At 69.2% G+C, this 15,830-nt stretch carries 14 protein-coding genes; 1 reads left to right on the forward strand and 13 read right to left on the reverse strand.

Translation table 11 applies throughout. The annotated features are described in order from the left end of the window. Positions 1–501: 501 nt before the first annotated feature. From ACLLJJ_RS31420 to ACLLJJ_RS31480, 13 genes are all read right to left on the reverse strand, one after another. Positions 502–1,992, reverse strand: a complete 1,491-nt coding sequence (locus ACLLJJ_RS31420) for an NUDIX hydrolase (protein ID WP_185298022.1) — start codon at positions 1,990–1,992, stop codon at positions 502–504. Between the two features lie 54 nt (positions 1,993–2,046). Beyond that, positions 2,047–3,156 carry an NUDIX hydrolase gene (locus tag ACLLJJ_RS31425; RefSeq protein WP_308460893.1) on the reverse strand — a complete coding sequence of 370 codons (1,110 nt, stop codon included), beginning with the start codon at positions 3,154–3,156 and terminating at the stop codon, positions 2,047–2,049. Positions 3,157–3,209: 53 nt separating this feature from the next. Next, the gene (locus ACLLJJ_RS31430) at positions 3,210–5,198 is read right to left on the reverse strand and encodes an ABC transporter ATP-binding protein (RefSeq protein WP_185298020.1); all 1,989 of its coding nucleotides are present in this window, start codon (positions 5,196–5,198) and stop codon (positions 3,210–3,212) included. Beyond that, entirely contained in the window at positions 5,195–5,665 is a 471-nt protein-coding gene (locus ACLLJJ_RS31435) for an NUDIX domain-containing protein (protein WP_185298019.1), read from the reverse strand. The genes ACLLJJ_RS31430 and ACLLJJ_RS31435 overlap by 4 nt, the downstream gene beginning before the upstream one ends. After that, the gene (locus ACLLJJ_RS31440; RefSeq protein ID WP_185298018.1) at positions 5,662–6,537 is read right to left on the reverse strand and encodes an aminoglycoside phosphotransferase family protein; all 876 of its coding nucleotides are present in this window, start codon (positions 6,535–6,537) and stop codon (positions 5,662–5,664) included. The genes ACLLJJ_RS31435 and ACLLJJ_RS31440 overlap by 4 nt, the downstream gene beginning before the upstream one ends. A gap of 400 nt (positions 6,538–6,937) precedes the next feature. Continuing rightward, complete coding sequence (locus ACLLJJ_RS31445; RefSeq protein WP_434597443.1) at positions 6,938–8,263, reverse strand: hypothetical protein; 1,326 nt, start codon at positions 8,261–8,263, stop codon at positions 6,938–6,940. 71 nt (positions 8,264–8,334) lie between these two features. Then, a complete protein-coding gene (locus tag ACLLJJ_RS31450) occupies positions 8,335–9,543 on the reverse strand; it encodes a cytochrome P450 family protein (RefSeq protein ID WP_434600575.1) in 1,209 nt (402 codons plus the stop codon). Beyond that, positions 9,438–10,880, reverse strand: coding sequence for a cytochrome P450 (locus ACLLJJ_RS31455; RefSeq protein WP_258049739.1), 1,443 nt, complete (start codon positions 10,878–10,880; stop codon positions 9,438–9,440). Before ACLLJJ_RS31455 ends, ACLLJJ_RS31450 begins: the two co-directional genes overlap by 106 nt. Then, positions 10,877–11,470: a GTP-binding protein gene (locus tag ACLLJJ_RS31460; RefSeq protein WP_185298016.1), complete on the reverse strand. Its 594-nt coding sequence runs from the start codon at positions 11,468–11,470 to the stop codon at positions 10,877–10,879. Before ACLLJJ_RS31460 ends, ACLLJJ_RS31455 begins: the two co-directional genes overlap by 4 nt. Next, positions 11,451–11,810 (reverse strand): DUF742 domain-containing protein, encoded by a 360-nt coding sequence (locus ACLLJJ_RS31465; RefSeq protein WP_185298015.1) that lies wholly within the window; start codon positions 11,808–11,810, stop codon positions 11,451–11,453. The genes ACLLJJ_RS31460 and ACLLJJ_RS31465 overlap by 20 nt, the downstream gene beginning before the upstream one ends. Next, positions 11,807–12,229: a roadblock/LC7 domain-containing protein gene (locus tag ACLLJJ_RS31470; RefSeq protein WP_185298014.1), complete on the reverse strand. Its 423-nt coding sequence runs from the start codon at positions 12,227–12,229 to the stop codon at positions 11,807–11,809. The genes ACLLJJ_RS31465 and ACLLJJ_RS31470 overlap by 4 nt, the downstream gene beginning before the upstream one ends. Next, entirely contained in the window at positions 12,226–13,482 is a 1,257-nt protein-coding gene (locus ACLLJJ_RS31475; protein WP_185298013.1) for an ATP-binding protein, read from the reverse strand. The genes ACLLJJ_RS31470 and ACLLJJ_RS31475 overlap by 4 nt, the downstream gene beginning before the upstream one ends. A 111-nt stretch (positions 13,483–13,593) precedes the next feature. Next, positions 13,594–14,073 carry a hypothetical protein gene (locus ACLLJJ_RS31480; RefSeq protein ID WP_185298012.1) on the reverse strand — a complete coding sequence of 160 codons (480 nt, stop codon included), beginning with the start codon at positions 14,071–14,073 and terminating at the stop codon, positions 13,594–13,596. A gap of 359 nt (positions 14,074–14,432) precedes the next feature. Here ACLLJJ_RS31480 and ACLLJJ_RS31485 point away from each other — a divergent pair, with 359 nt between their 5' ends. Further along, entirely contained in the window at positions 14,433–15,827 is a 1,395-nt protein-coding gene (locus ACLLJJ_RS31485; RefSeq protein WP_185298011.1) for a B12-binding domain-containing radical SAM protein, read from the forward strand. Positions 15,828–15,830: the final 3 nt, after the last annotated feature.

Consider the following 15,830-nt stretch of genomic DNA (forward strand, 5'->3'; position numbering starts at 1 on the left):
TAGGGTTCACTGGCGTTCGCCCGTCCGGTCTTCCCCTTGCCTGTAGCGGCTGGATGAGACAGCCACCCTTGGGCTTCTACCCCGGGCTTCGCACCCCGCAATTACTCGCGACGCACGCCGAGGAGGGGACGGGTTGTTTGAGCACTAACCCGGGATCACGATTCCGGCATAGGCCGACCTCCATAATCGAATCCACTCAACACGTGCGACCTCGTGTCGCACCCCGCATCCCACGTCGAGTGCTTGGCCGCCGTCGGGCACGGGCACGTGCTGGGCGAGCAATGATCGTTCGTCGTCGTCGAGGGGCCGGTACCGGCGCCCTTCGGCGTAGCCGCGATTCCATTCATCTTGTGTGGTGAACAACGGCGCATCCTTACGGCGAGGGCAGGGTGGAAAACACGGATAGAGATCAGGCGAGGTTCTCGGGACGGGCGGCCAGTTCCCACGGGCGCAGGGCGAGGATGCGGCGACGGAGAGCCTCGACGAGCTTGCGGCGGTGGCTCATGCCCATCCCGTCTCCGAGTAGAGGTGACCGGCGCGGATGGCTTCGATGACGCCCCGGGTGTAGGGGACGAGTGCTTCCGGGAGTGCGGTCGGGTCCCAGAATTTCCACTCAGTGCACTTATCCGGCTCGCATAGTTGCGGCTCGCCCCTCCAGGTCCGCGCGCGGAAGAAGAATCCCAGGCGGGGCTGGTCCCCGACCCTGTCGACGAGGTGGACGACGTGGACGAGTTCGACGTCCTGCGGCTCGATCAGTAGGCCGGCCTCTTCGCGGGCCTCCCTGACCAGGCACGTGATAGCGCTCTCCTGCTCACAGTGGCCTGCCAGGGTGTGCCAGGTGGAGGGTGCGAACGCGGAATCGGGGTGGCGAAGCCCGAGCAGCACGGTTCCGTCGGCGCGCTCCAGATAGAGGTGGACGCCGATCACGTTGGGGACGGTGCCGCGGGGAGAGGCCGGTCGACGTTCGGCTTCCGAAGCGCGGGCGACGTGTGAGGTGAGAGTGGACACGATGGCTGGGAAGGTGGCGGCGTGGCGTCGTACGAGGTCGCTGGTGGAGGGTGTGATGCGCAGACGGTGGAGGTCATCGGGAGCGAACCAGGCGAGCATTACCCCTTCCGTTAGGCGGAGTTCGCGAGCGTCGCCGTTCCAGTTGCCGGCGTAGATGGCGATGGGCAGGGTCGCGCCGGTGTCGTCGACCGCTTCCTCGGTGCCGAACGGGGTCAGGTCGGGGATGTGTAGTCCGGCTTCTTCGTCGAGTTCGCGTCGCACGGTGTGTTCCAGGGTGGTGTCCTGGGGTTCTCGGCCGCCGCCGAGGAGCGACCACATGCCTGGCTCCCAGATCTGGCCGGGGAAGTAGTCGCGCAGGTGGAGCAGGTACTCACCGCGGTCGTTGTAGATCAGGGCGGAGGCGTTGGCGGTCCCCGGTTCGACGGCGGGCGTGAGCTTGAGCAGCTTTTCGCGCAGGGAGGGGGAGGCCACCTTGTCCAGGGACCGCCACTCGATGCCGCCGACTTCTTCTTCCTGCAGGACGACCGACACCTGGTCGGCTGAGCGCAGGCGGAAAAGGAAGCGGACGTCGAAATGCTGGTGTCCTGGCTCGCTTTTGCCCGGGCGGGCGTCGACATCGTGGATGTCGACGTCGAACGGCACGTCCTCGTAGCCGGGCCACGGCGCCACCGCTTGGGGTGGGATCCCGGTCTCCTCGTGCAACTCCCGCAGGGCCGCCTCTGCGAGGGACTCATCGACGGGTTCGGCGTGTCCGCCTGGAGCGAGTACCTTCCCGCTCGCCAGGTGCAGCACGTGCAGGACGCGGCCGAGGGGGTCGACGACGATGGCGCCGCAGGTGACGTGTCCGGAGAAGGTGGAGCGGCTGGCGACATCGGCGGGCCGGTCGAGAGCTTCCAGGAGGCCGCCGAGCTGCGGTCGCTCGTGAGGGTGACGAGCGAGATAGGTCTCGACGGTGGTGCGGATGTGGTGGTGCGACAGCGGCATGGGTGTACCTCAGAGGGGCGCGATGCGGAACGAGTCAAGGCGGGGGCGTTCGCTTCAGCCCAGCTGCATCCCCTCGACCGGGACTTCCTCGATGGCGGTGGGGCCAGCGGTGGGCAGGCCCCACCGCTCCCTGGCCGTTTCAATGGCGAGTTGGGCTTGCCGAGCTCCTGGGGGGCCCCACCCGAGCAGGGCGGCTGCCTGGGCGGGGGTGGCGAGCAGGCGTGCGAAGGGGCGGCCGGTGGCGGGGTCGACAGCTGCCGGTCCGATGTCGGTGACACGGGCGGCTAGGCGAACCCTGGCATTGGGCCCCACCCCGCCGTACACCTCGCCCGTCTCATCGAGCACCCAGCCCAGACGCACCGGGTCGGTCAGAGTGAGCTGGGCCTCCTCGTCGGCTTCCCGGTGAAGGGTGTCCTCGGGCGTCGTGTCGGTCTGCTCCACGGTGCCGCCGGGCAGCATGGGCAGGGCGCCCCGGGGGCTGGGGTCGGCAACGAGGACGACTCTGCCGTCGGGAACGAAGCACCAGGCCCAGGCTTGCTGCACGGGTAGCCGCTCGGGCACGGGGCCAGGGTTGAGGGGGCTGTCCCACATGGGTCGATAGCGGACGTGGACGTCATGACGGTCCAGCGCGGGGACGTCGAGGATGTGCCGGCCGTCGGCGAGGTGGGCGGTGGCGGTGTTCCCGAGCCGAGCCCGGTAGGCGGCGAGCATGATCTGCCCGTCCACGGGGCGCAGCCGCTGCACCGCGTCCCGGGTTTCGAGGAAGGCGTACTCGGACAGCTCCTCGCGAGGCAGGCGAATCGCATTCGCCTGGTCGGGGGTGAGCGTTCCGCCGTCGAAGACGTATCGGATCTCTCCTGGGAAGGGCGTGCCGGGCCTGATGTCTGGGTGGCGCGGCGAGAGGGAGTGCATGGCGAGGACGCCCGACAGGGCCAGGTCCGCCAGGCCCAGTTCCTCGGTGATCTCGCGCCGGCAGGCGACGTGCGGGTGTTCGCCGGATTCGACGACTCCGCCGGGCAGCAGCCACCGGCCGTGGTCGCGGTAGGTCGGGTGGACCAGTAGGACGCGGCCGATCTCGTCGGTGATGATCGCGGCGGCGCCGAGCCACACCGCGTGCCGGGATGCGGCGTACTGCGCTGCTGACAGAACGGACTGCGAGGCCACTCGTGCTGACGGAGGGAGGGAGGAGGACATGCTCTGCCTTTCGGTCGAGCGGGTCATGCCTTGTCCAGGACGCTGGGCGAAGCAGGCTTCGGGACATTCGGGGTCGGGGCATACTGGGCGGCCTGCGTGTCGAACATGGCGGCGTACCGCCCGCCTGCGGCCATGAGGTCGTCGTGGGTGCCGTGCTCGACGAGGCGGCCTTGGTTGAGGACGTAGATGCGGTCGGCGTGGCGGACGCCGGACATGCGGTGGGTGACCAGGACGACGGCCCTGTGCGGGGCGGCGAGGCGCCGGATGCGGTCGAAGGCAGCGATCTCGGCTTCGGGGTCGAGGGCGGAAGTCGGCTCGTCGACAATCAGGACGCTGTCCGATTGCGATGTTGAGCTACGCCAGTGGGTGCGGGCCAGACCCACTTTCTGCCACTCCCCGCCCGAGAGTTCGATGGCTCCGCGGAACATGCGGCCGAGCATGCTGTCCAGCCCATTGGGGAGTTTGGCGGTGACGGGCCCGGCTCCGGCGTAGTCGACGGACTGCTGCAGGTCGTGCGCCGAGGCGTCGTGGTCAGGGCGACCGATGCGGATGTTCATCGCGGCCGTGACGGGCCAGCGCTGGAAGTCCTGGGTGAGCAGGGAGACGCGGTGGAAGACCTGAGCCCGTTCCAGCCCCGAGATGTCGGCCTCGCCCCACTTCACCGTGCCGTCGTGAGGCAGCAGCAGACCGGAAAGGATCTTCATCAAGGTGCTTTTGCCGGAGCCGTTCTCGCCCACGACGGCGGTGACCGAACCCATGGGGAAGGTGAGCGTGACGTCGTCCAAAGCCGGTGCGTCGCGGTCGGGATACCGGTAGGTGACGTGTTCCAGGGAGACCTGCTTGACCTGGTCAGGGACGGGACTGCCGGTCTCGGGGATAGCGCGTTGGGCAGCTTCGGCCAGGAACTGACCGTGGTCCCGCACGTAGAGGGACTCCTCGTGCAGCTGGTTGATGTTCATCACCAGTGCGCCCAGGCTCGCCGACCCGGTCCGTACCGCGATCACGGCGGTGCCGGCGACGGCGAGGCTCATGTGACCGGCCATGACCAGCCAGATCATCGTTCCGTAGGTGGCGGCCATCGCCAGCCCGGACAGCGCGGAGGCGACCCATTCGGTGACGGCCTTACTGGAGGCCAGACGCTCCTGCTCCGACTCTGCGCTGGCGGCCATGCGCCGGTACCGGTCGAGGAGGAAGGGACCGACGGCGTGGATGCGTACTTCTTGTGAGGCGGTGCGTTCGGTGAGGAGGTTGCCGATAAGGCGGCTGGCCCGCACGTGCTCGATCCAGCTCATCATTGATACGTAGCGCTCCTGTGCCACCCGCATGGCGCCCCACCCGCGGGGCGCGGCGATGACCAGGAGCATGGGCAGCAGCGCCGGATGCAGAACGGTGAGCACACCGGCCGTGGCGATCAGCGAGATGCTGCTGTTCATCGCGGAGACACAGGCGCCGATCATGCGGCGCGCGGAGGCGGGCCCGTACTGGGCGATGTCGATCAGACGCCGGAAGTCCGGGTCGTCGATGGCTTCGAGTTCGACGGCGGTGGCCGCGGCCAGGTACTGCGTGGTGGCGATCCGCTCGACCTTCGGCTCCAGGCGGCCGGCCCGAGAGGTCGACCACCCGGCCAGAGCGGAGTTCACGACGGCGACGCCTGCGGCGGCGAGTAGGCCCGGCAACAGGGCGTGCAGCCGCTCGACAGCGTCTCCGCCCCCTAACAGCGCGTGCATGACCGCGTTGATGGCAAGCAGACCGACCGCGGCGGCAATGCCCTGACCGAGTTCGCTGATCGCCACCGCCACGAGCGCACGGCGATCCGCGCTCCAGGCCATCCGCAGGGCAGCGCCGACGAGTCTGGGCATCTGGCGCAACGCGGAGCGCATGGTCAAGTCCAGGCCCGCATGCTCGTGTTGGGACCAGCCCATGTCGTAGCGCAACGGCCCGCCGAAGAGCTCGCGTTCTGCCTCGGAGACCTGGGGCTCCGCCATGCGGACCTTGCCGAAGAATCGCTTCACTCGGTACCTCCCTGCGTCGGCCAGTTCAGAGCCCGGTAGGACGGGCCGTGGGTGAGCATGTGGAAGATGGCGGTGGTGTACGGATGGCAGCCCGGCGGGGGCTTCTCCATCGACACCCAGAACAACCCCTCGTGCTTGTGCGGCTCGGCGTTGTGCGGCTCGCCCGCCCACGACTGGGCGACGAAGACGGCGGTGATCCGGTCTGGGCCGTCGCCGGGTACGTGGTGGTGAACGAGGCCGCAGAACTCCTGCTGCTCGGCGCTGATGCGGACCCCCGTTTCTTCCTCCGCCTCGCGCCGCGCGGCGTGGTCGAGCGGTTCGCCGGCCTCCAGATGGCCACCCACGACGGTGAGTTGCCCTGGTGCGAGGGCCGCGTCCGGTCTGCGACGTACGCACAGGGCGGCGCCGTTTGCACGGAGCAGGACCTGTGCCACGTCGGCGATCAGCAGGTGAGGCCCGTTGCTCACAGACGGCCCTCCTGCATCAGGCGCTCGACGGTTCGCCGGCCGCGCGCAGTCACGAGCGGGTCGCCGTGCCGGGGACCGTAGGCGAGAGCGCTGGCGGCGTCAGCTGCTGCGAACCCTGCTAGCGCGAATTCCTCTGCCTCGGACAGAGGTCGGCCGTACCCCTCGAACAGGGCGGTCCGCAGCTCGGGACGATCAGGCCACAGCGAGGTGGCGAGTTTGACGAAGTCGGCGACACAGGGGCCCGGTTCGCTGCGCTCGAAGTCGATCAATGCGCAGCGCTGGCCGTTCCAGAGCAGATTGCGCTCCCAGAAGTCCCCGTGCCGCCACCCGGCCGGTAACGGCCCGCAGCCGGGCAGCGCGCTCACCAGGTGCCGCAGCAGGTCGGCTTCCGTGGCGGACAGGTGGTCGCCGGCCTCGGCGAGGTGCTTGTCCAGGCCGGCCACCGTGCTCTCGACGACTGCGCTGGCTTCCGGCTGGAGCAGGGTGCCGGTCATCGCGTCGTGGAAGCGGCGCAGGAGCTGGCCGGCTTGCCGGTGGGCCGTGCGGCGGCGCGCGGGTGACTCCTCTTCCTTCAACGGCTCGCCGTCCACGGCGGTCAGGATCAGGGCGAGCAGCTCCCCAGAACTGTCATGCAGCACCGGGGCGTTGCCGTGACCGAGGTGAGGGACGGCTACCCGGTAGGCACGGGTCTCCCGCGTGTACAGGATCGGCTTGGGCGCCACCTTCACGTAGTGGTCGCCGGCGGGTCCGGTCACCCTCCACACGTGGGAGTTGTCGCGAGCGTGCGAGGAGTCCCGCACAGCGTCCTGGGGGCCCAGCACGCTCTCCACCCAGGCGTGGAAGGGGGAGGGAAGGCGAGTGGAGGCCGTCATGCCAGGTAGCTCGTATCCGGTCGTGATCCGTCGGCCAGCAGGACGGTGCGGTCGGAGGCGAGGTGAAGGCGGGCACCCGAGGAGGGAGCGGTGTTTTCGAACGCAGGATGAACGAGCGCAGGGCGGTGTGCGGGATGCATGGGGGCTCCTCGGGGCGAGATGCGGACAGGTGATCGGGTAACGGCGGTTCTGCTGTCGCCGTAACGGGTGGAGGAGGGCGAAATCTAGAACCTGATTTCGAATACCGGGCCGCCTCCTTGTGGGGTCGGGCAAGGGGGGCTGTGATGCTGTGTTCGATCACTCATGTGGGTTGCGGTAACCCTTCCGGGGGATTGCCTGGTACCGCTTTGTCGGCCCGCGGCAGTCGCCTCAGTTCTGTTGCGCCGAGGATGACCGGCGGTCAGCGGCTCCCCTTTGCACCCCCGGGCGACGACTGTGAGGTTTTGCTCTTACCTGGGCACCAGACAAGACCCGGGTAAGGAGGCGGATGCCCCTGAAAGGCGTAGGTGGCATTCAGCTCCTCCAGTGTCATGAGCTGGTCGAAGGTGATGTAGGTGTACCTCGTGGGCACGCCGAGCGCGGAGAGCGTACGGATGGCGAGAGCGTTCTGGTCTCCGGTCGTCTCCTTGTTGAACCGGGCAAGGATCGAGTCCACCCCGGACTCGACGCCGAACAGCATGCGCCGCGGTCCCCGATTGACCAGGTCTCGCCACATCTGGGCGCGCTCGACGTGCCAGGCCGCGTCCGGGTCGGCCCTTACGACCTGGTCGATGCGGCAGCTCGACTCCCATTTGAAGCCCTGTGCGTGCAGGACGTTGGCCACTTTCAGCGCGCGGGCGACTGCGTCGCCGCCGCGGCCGATGAACTCCTCGTCGACGAGGTAGAGGGTCCGCGAGACCTCCGGGTAGCGGTCGAAGATCTGGCGCATCTCGGCGAGCAGCCACGGCAGTTCCGCAGCTCCGGCACCCGCCCATTTGCCCTTGTGGCCGCGCGGGCAGAAGGAACAGGTGTTGGTGCATCCCCGGCTGGTCTCGACCTGGGCGACGCCGTGGCGCTCGAAGGTGGCCGGCAGCAGATCGAGTTCCGGGAAGATGTCCTCGGTGGTGAGGCGGGCGACCGGCTTGGCGGTGTGGCGCCGGGTGACGCCGAGGATGTCGGGGGTCTCGGTAGTGACCCGTTTGACCAGGTTTTCCAGCTCGGTGCCTAACTGCATGTCGGTCAAGGACACGGTGCCCAGCAGTGTTGCCCTGGCGGCGCGGGCCACGTCGCTGATGCCCAGGGGGAATCGCGGCAGGGGGAAGTTCTCGGGGTGGTACAACGCGGCGAGAAGGACGTCTGGCCGCGACAGCCTCTCCACTGCGGTGACGTCGAGGCGTGCGAGCGAGAGCCAGGAGTCAGGGTCCTCGACTTCCAGGCGGTTGTGCGTCCAGTCCGGCCATCGCCGAGTGCCGTGGGGACTGCCGGAAAGATCAGAGGCGACCCATTGCCCGTCGGACCGCTCGATGAGGACCAGCCGCCGGTCGAGCGTACCCGTCACGCGAATGCTGCCGGCGTGGTCGTGGAGCTGCCGCTCCAGGCGGGACCGCAGTCGTCCAGGGTTGAGAAGGAGAAGGTCGTAGTCGCTCGCGTCTTCGTCGCTCAGAGGCGGGAGTTCGGGGCAGGCGAGACGGACTGTGTCGACCAGCCGCGAGGATGCTGCCGTCGAGACGCGATCGTCCATGGTCATTCACCCTTCGGTAGGGATGGAGGTGTGGCGGGATCCCGGGCGGGACGCGGGCCGTGCCCGGTGACCCCGAGTCAGACGGCGGCCGGTCCCGGCGAGAGGCGGACGGACAACTCCCGGAACCCGTTGGCAACGAAGGACTCCTGGTGGGGCGGGACCTGTCCGGGGTCGCTGAGCGTCAGGTTGGGGAATGTCTCGAACAGGGCCCGCAGCGCGATGTCGGCCTCCATACGCGCTAGCGGGGCACCGAGGCAGAAGTGCGGTCCGTGGCCGAAGGCCACGTGCTCCTTGTTGCCCCGGGTGGCGTCGAAGGTGTCGGCGTCCGGGCCGTGGACGGCTGGGTCCCGGCCGGCAGCACCGAAGCCGAGGATGATGGCGTCCCCCGCCTTGATGAGGACGCCTTCGCCCAGGTCAATGTCCTCGACCGCGTAGCGCAGGGGCATGTGCTCGATCGGCCCCTCGGTGCGCAGAGTCTCCTCGATCACGTGGCCCCAGGTCACCGTCCCGATGCGGAGCAGAGCGAGTTGGTCGGGATGGGAGAGGAGAGCGTGGACGGCTTTGAGGATCAGGTTGACAGCCGTTTCCGACCCCGCGCCGACCATGAGGATGCAGGTGCCGATCAGCTGTTCCTCGTCGAGTTGCCCTTCGGCGTCTCGGGCGGTGATCAGGTCGCTGGTCATGTCCTGGTCCAGGTGAGCGCGCTTGTCGGCGATGAGGGCGGCCATGCAGGATCGGAGGTCGAGGAAGTCGGCCTGGGCCTGCTCAGGGCTGGCCGCGGTGTGCAGTGCGGCGTCGATGACACGCCGCATCCACGGCCGTAGCTCGGACGGAACGCCGAACAGATCGCAGATCACCTCGGTGGGCACCTTGTACGCGAAGGTGGCACGGAGGTCGACGGGATGTCCCGGCTCGACAGCGATGAGGTCGGTGATCAGCCGGTCGACGATCCGCTGGACCTGCGGGCGCAGGGCCTCGGTCCGCCGCGGGGTGAAGGCCGTGGAGATGAGGCCGCGAAGGCGCCGGTGCTCGGGACCGTAGGAGTTGAAGGCGCTCTCCGGCAGAACCAGGGCGCTCAGCGGCCAGTCGTCGGATATCTCGGCGAGCGCGGGCCAGTGCCGGCGGGGGTCACGGGACACTCGGCGGTCGCTCGTGAGGGCCTTGATCTGGGCGAAGCGGGTCACCGACCACGCAACGACGCCACCAGGGAGCGCCACCTGGGTCGCCGGGCCCTGTGCGCGGAGGCTGGCGGCCTCGGCGTGGAGGGAGCTGCCGGTGGGGTCCAGGACGGGGCACTGCCGGAGGGCTGCGGGTTCCATATCGGGGCTCCAAGGGGTGTAGGTGTGGGTACGGGCACGGCCGGGAAGCGCACGGGCAGGGCGGTGAGGGTTCGGTGGAACGGGCCGGGGCGCCAGGACAGTGCCGTGGCGTCCAGCTGCACGTCGGGCAGCTGGTCGAGCAGCGTCTCGACGGCTACGTCGGCAATGACGCCGGAGAGGTCCTGTGCCGGGCAGACGTGCGGGCCCGCGCTGAACGCCAAGTGGGCGTGGTTGGCGGCGCGCCGACCTGTTGTTCCTGATCCGCCGGCGCCGAGTTGGGCGTTGGCCGCGGCGAGGCTGATGAGGACCGGGACGCCCGGGGGTATGTCGAACTCCCGTCCGTAGCTGTCGCGGAGGCGGTACGAGGAAGTCGCGTAGTGGAAGCAGAAGTTCGACATGGGGGACTTGGACCAGAGCACGTCGTTGAGTGCGTCCCCGATGGTCAGGCTTCCGCCGGACAGGTCGCCGGCGAATCGGTCGTCGGTGAGCATCACCATGAGGGTGCTGGAGATCCAAGCGGTCATTGGGACCGTTCCGGCTCCGATGAGGACGACGAGCTGGTGGACCATCTCCTCGTCGCTGAGTCCGACCGGGTGCTCCAGCATCCAGGATGTAAGGTCCGCGCCCGGGCGCTCGCGCTTGGCGGAGATCAGCTGGCCCAGGAGACCGGCCAGGCGTGCTCCGCCGGCCTGCGCCGCCGCGGGCTCGGCATCAATCATCTGGGCGCAGGCCGCGGCCATGTCCTGCACCCACGCATCGGGGCAGCCGAAGAGCTGGGTGAACACCAGCACCGGCAGACGGTCGGCGTACTCAGCGACCAGGTCGGCTCTGCCGGCCGCCGAGACCTGCCGGATCAGGCCGATCGCGCTGCGCTGGACGAAGCCGCGCAGCTGGTGTGCGTCGACCCGGGCCAAGCTGTCGTCGACGGCCTGGCGCAGCCGCAGGTGCCGGTCGGCGTCGGCGAAGAGCAGGGACGGGCGCCACGCCATCATCGGGAGCACCTCGTTGTCCGAGGGAACCAGCCCCTGGCGAAGCGCCTCCCAACGGCGGGCGTCCTTGCTGAAGTAGGGGCTGCGCAGAACATCGAGCGCGCAACCGTAGTCCGTGACCACGACGCTCTGGACGCCGGGAGCGAGCTCGACCCAGGAGGCGGGCCCCTGCTGGTTGAGGAACTGGTAGGTGGCCTCGGGTTCGGCCGCGAAGTACGGCCCGTACAGGGCTGGCAGTCCGGTGGGCGCAGTGGGCTGGTGAGCCGGGCAGCCGGGCGGCGGCACGGCGGCGTGGGCGGGCGGGTGCGAGGTCACACGGACTCCTGGAGGCGGGTACTCAAGTGCTTGACGAGGGTGATGAGTGCGCTGACGACGGAAGCCCGGTTACGGGCGTCGCACATAACCAGCGGCGTCTCGGGTTCCAGATCGAGGGCCTCGCGCAGTTCTTCCTCGGGAATCTCGGGCGAGTCGGAGAAGACGTTGAGGACCACGACGTACGGAAGTCCGCGCTGCTCGACCAGGCTCATCGCCTCGAAGGAGGCGTCGAGTCGTCGGCAATCGGCCAGGATCAGGACCCCGTAGGCGCCCTTGGCGAGCTCGTTCCAGATGTGCGTGAACCGTGCCTGGCCCGGCGTGCCGAACAGGTACAGGGCCACGTCGTCGCCGAGCGTGAGCCGTCCGAAGTCCAGGGCCACCGTGGTCGTCGTCTTGCCGTGGATCCCGGCCAGGCTGTCCACCGCTGCGCCTGCCTGCGTCATGACCTCTTCGGTCCGCAGCGGCGTGATCTCGCTGACGGCGCCGATGAGAGTGGTCTTGCCGACCCCGAAGGGCCCTACCACCAGGATCTTCGCGGTGTTCTCGACGGATTCCCGAACGTAGATGCCGTCATAGACGCTCGAGGCCACGCAGCACCTTCTTCATGAGGTCGTGGTCGGGCAGGGCTGCTTTGGGCGGCGGGCGCCGCGCGATCACGTGGCCGGAGTCGATCAGATCGCCGACGAGCACCTTGGTGACCGTCATCGGGAGCCGGGTTCGGGAGGCCACCTCGGCGATGGAGAGGTGGCCTCCCAGGCACAGCTCGACGATGCCCGCCAGCTCCGGCCCGAGGCTGTTCAGCGGGCGGTCGCCGGTGGAGACCACGAGGGTGACCACGTCCAGGGCCGGCGCGTTTCGGGACGGCGCGGAGCGGCCTCCCGTGATGACGTACTGCCGCACCATGTCGGTGCGCGTGCGCCTGGGCGTCATGCCGAGCTGCCGTCTTCCTGGCGCGGCGCGCTCACCATCTCCTGGCCGAGCTGGCCGACGACGGTGTACATCGTGGTGGCCACCACTGCGATGTCCGCGTTGCGGGAGGTTGCCACCGCCAGGTAGGTGCCGTCGGCCGCGCTGATCATGATGACGTAGCCGTCGCCGAACTCCATGAGGCTCTGCTGCCAGGAGTTGGGGCGCGACCTGCAGAATTCCGCCGTTGCGCCGCTCGTGGACCTGACCCCGGAAAGGGCTGCGGCCACCCGGTCGGCCGCGGCCTCGTTCATCCCCTCCGAACAGGCTCGGAGCAGGCCGTCCTCGCTCACCAGCATCGCGTCGTAGACCTCCGGCTGGTCCAGGATCTGGTTGAGCATCCAGGCCAGCCGCCTGCTCTCGTTCTTCACGGCGTCGGTCATGCGAGGGTGTTCCCTTCATCGGTCGAATGGCTTTGCCCGCGGCCGGCCTGCGTGCCGCGCAGGAAGGCGTCGAAGGGTGCGGCGGCCTGCTCGGGGGTTCGGATCCTGGCCGAGGGCTCGGCTGCTGCAGGGGCTTCGGTCGGCGCGTGACGTCGTCGCTTGGGCAGGCCGTGAGCCGTGGATCCCACTGGGGCGGCTGCCACCTGGTCGTTGGGCGGGGCCGGCGGGGCTGCTGCTGCGGTGCGGGGTGGTTGAGGCACCGCGTCGGTGAGCGTGGCGCTGGGCAGGTAGACCACGGCGCGCACCCCTCCGTACGGGGACGGGGTGTCGACCGACGCGGTGAAGCCGTAGCGTCTGGCCAGGGCCCCGATGACGGGGAACCCGATCTTCGGCGGGTCGCCGAGACGGGTGACGTCGATGGGGTGCTCGCCGGACAAGAAGTGGCGGGCCCGCTCCCGCGCGCCGGGCGGCAGGCTGACACCGGCGTCGTCGATGACGATCGACAGGCCGTTGTGGGCCTGCTGGAACTGCACCTGCACCACGGTGTCGGGGTGGGAGTAGCGGGTGGCGTTCTCCAGGAGTTCGGCGAGGGCGATCACGAGACCTTCGACCGAGCGGCCGATCACCGCCCGGTTGCTCTCCGGCTGGGTGATCTGAACGCGGCGGTAGTCGAGGATGCGCCCGAGCGCCCCGCGGACCACGTCAAAGGCCGGCGTGGGGTCGTGCTGCTTTCCCGGCCAGGCGCCACAGGCCACGGCGAGCGACTGGGTGCGCCGCAGGACCTGCCCCGTGGTGTGGTCGAACACCATCAAGTCGGCGACGACCTCCGGGGAATCATGCCGGTTGATCATGTCCGTGACCGCCACCTGTTGGCCGTTCACCAGGCTCTGGAGGGTGCGGGTGACCGCGAGCAGCGTTCCCTGACTCACCTGGCCGGCGCGATCCCTCGCCTCCGCCAGGGCGCGCACCACCTGCTCCTCCGCCGTGCGCAGGTGCTTGGTGAAGTCGTCGAGCGGAGGCCGCCCGGGGGGAAGGGGCTCGCCCTGGGAGATGGCGTGGACGATCGCCGGCAGTCGCGTGTCGTTCAGCTCGGCCAAGGCCGCGTCGCGCGACTGGATCTGCGAAGTGGCAGTTGCGCTCTGCTCGCGCAACTGTCGCTTGGTCCTGGCCAAGCGGCGTCCGATCAGTGCGGCCGCGACCGCGAGGGCCGCATCCAGGCCCCATGGAGCCGCATCCGCTATGTCGTTGATCATCGATTCCTCGCGGGCAGGTAGGGAACGGACGCATGCGAACGGGGGGCCGGCGGCAGCTCGGCGCGGGGCGAGCACGCTGTTGGCCGTGGGGCCGGGGGCCGATGGGCGCGGTCAGCAGGTCGCATGGGCCCGGCGGTGCGCGGATCGCAGGCTGTGAACAGCGTGGAAGAGGTGCCGGGCTTCGGTCAGGTAGAAGCCTTGCCCGTCCGGGGGCAGCAGCCACAACTGACCGGGGCACTCGTGTGAGGTGTCGGGGCATCGCGTGGTGGCCCGACGGACAGTCAGGACCCCGTGCGTGGGCAGCCCTTCGGGCCAGGTCGAGACCAGCATGTTCACCGCTCGGTGAACACCGCAGTGCAGGACGGGTCCGACGGGGACCCCAGCCCCCCTGAGCGAATGCAGGACCGACATGCCCAGGCCCTGGTTCAAGGTAACCGTGTTCCAGCCGTGGTGGCCGCCCAGCCCTTTCACCGGAGCGTTCGGGTGCAGGGTGGGCAGAAGCAGCCAGAGCGCGTCGGGGCCATGAAGCACGGGGAGTCGGCCCTGCTCAGCGACGGTGCCGGTGATGCGCGGGAGCGTCTGTGTCGTCATGGCCAACAGGTCCGGATCTCTCATTGGTCGGGGCGGTGTAGTGGTGCGGCAGCGGCGTACGCGTTGCCGCCGTCATCAGCGTTTCGCCTGGCGCGTGGCGTCGGTACGCCATTCGTCTGCCACTTCACTGCCACTTGCGACGGGCCGTGGTCGCTTTGGGGTGATCTCGAATGGATTGCGCAGCCGGAAGGTGCTGGTGCCCGAGAGCCCGCCCCCGGGCTCGCCATTCCGGTCCGGCGGGGAAGTGGCAGTGGAGTGGCAGGCCCGTGGCGTACCGACGCCATCGTGGCGACGCGAGGCTGGGCCGTGGCCGCTGTCGAGCGGCGACTGACCTCTACGGCTTGGGAGTGTGACCTTCAGTGGGGAAGATCGTCTTGTTCGCCGGCGTGGACCCGCTTGCCACCGGCGAGTCCGACTACCCCTGGCATCCGCTGTCCGTGCTGACGGTCGGCACCGCCTTGCGGGCCGCCGGGCACATGCCGGTGATCATCGACTGCCAGATCGAGCCGGACTGGCGCACGAAGCTGGCGGAGGAGGCCAAGGACGCCCTGTACGTCGGGGTTTCGTGCATGACGGGCCCGAGCATCGGCAACGTGCTGGACGCGATCGGCACGGTACGCGAGCACGCGCCGGGCGTACCTGTGGTGTGGGGCGGCTACCACGCCTCGCTCGCCTACCGGGGGATCCTGCGGGAACGGTGGGTGGACGTGGTCGTTCTGGGACCGGGCGAAGCCGCAGCCGTGGCACTGGCCGAGCTGGCCGAGCGCGAAGGCGGCCTGACCGACCCCGCTTCCCTCGCGGCCATCCCGAATCTGGCCTACCGGGACGGGAGGCGCGAGATCTCGCTGCGCGGCGCGGTGGCGGACCGGATTCTGGAGACCCCGTACGGCGCACTGGCGGACATGAGCACCGTTCCGCCCCTGGACTACACCCTGATTCCGGTCACCGCGTACTACACCGACAGGGTCCGGGATCTGAGCTACCTCACCTCCTGGGGCTGCCCGCATCCCTGCGGGTTCTGCAGCGAGCCCAAGACCAGCCTGCGCCGCTGGAAGGGGCTGCCTCCGAAGCGGGTCGTCGACGAGGTCGAGGCGCTGTGGAAGACCTACGCGCCGGACCAGATCAGCCTGATGGACCCGAACTTCTCCACGAACACCCAGCGGGTGATCGGCATCGTCGAGGAGATGGAGCGCCGCGGCCTGTGCATCCAGCTGCGGGCCAACATGCGGGCCAAGGACATCGTGAACCTCGCCGGGCACATCGACCTCGAACGGCTCCGGAAGGTCGGCTTCAGCGCGATCTTCGTCGGCTGCGAATCGGGGTCCGACCGGATGCTGAAGCTGATGACGAAGAACGCGACGGTCCAGCACACGATCGACGGCTGCCGGATGCTGTCGGCGGCCCGCATCGTCCAGCTCACCAGCTGGATCCACGACCTTCCGCAGGAGACGGACGAGGACAGCGACCTCACGTTCGGTCTCGTCCGGGACCTTGCCCAGCTCCCGTACAACGAGCAGAAGCATCACTTCTTCACGCCGTTCCCGGCCACCGACATGTACGAGGCGCTCTTCGGGGCCAGCGAGGACGACGGGCGGAGTCAGCGTGACTGGGCGCGCAGCGACACCTACTCCGGGAGCGCGATCTGGTCGGGCCGGCCCGACTTCCGCCGCCGGGTGTTGGGGCGGCTCCTGGAGCTCCGCGAACAACACCCCGGCGTCCTCGTCCGGTCGCTGCCCCGCCTCATGGAGGTCTGAGCG

It is taken from the genome of Streptomyces sp. A5-4 (assembly GCF_051131715.1).
In the GTDB taxonomy this organism is placed as follows: domain Bacteria; phylum Actinomycetota; class Actinomycetes; order Streptomycetales; family Streptomycetaceae; genus Streptomyces.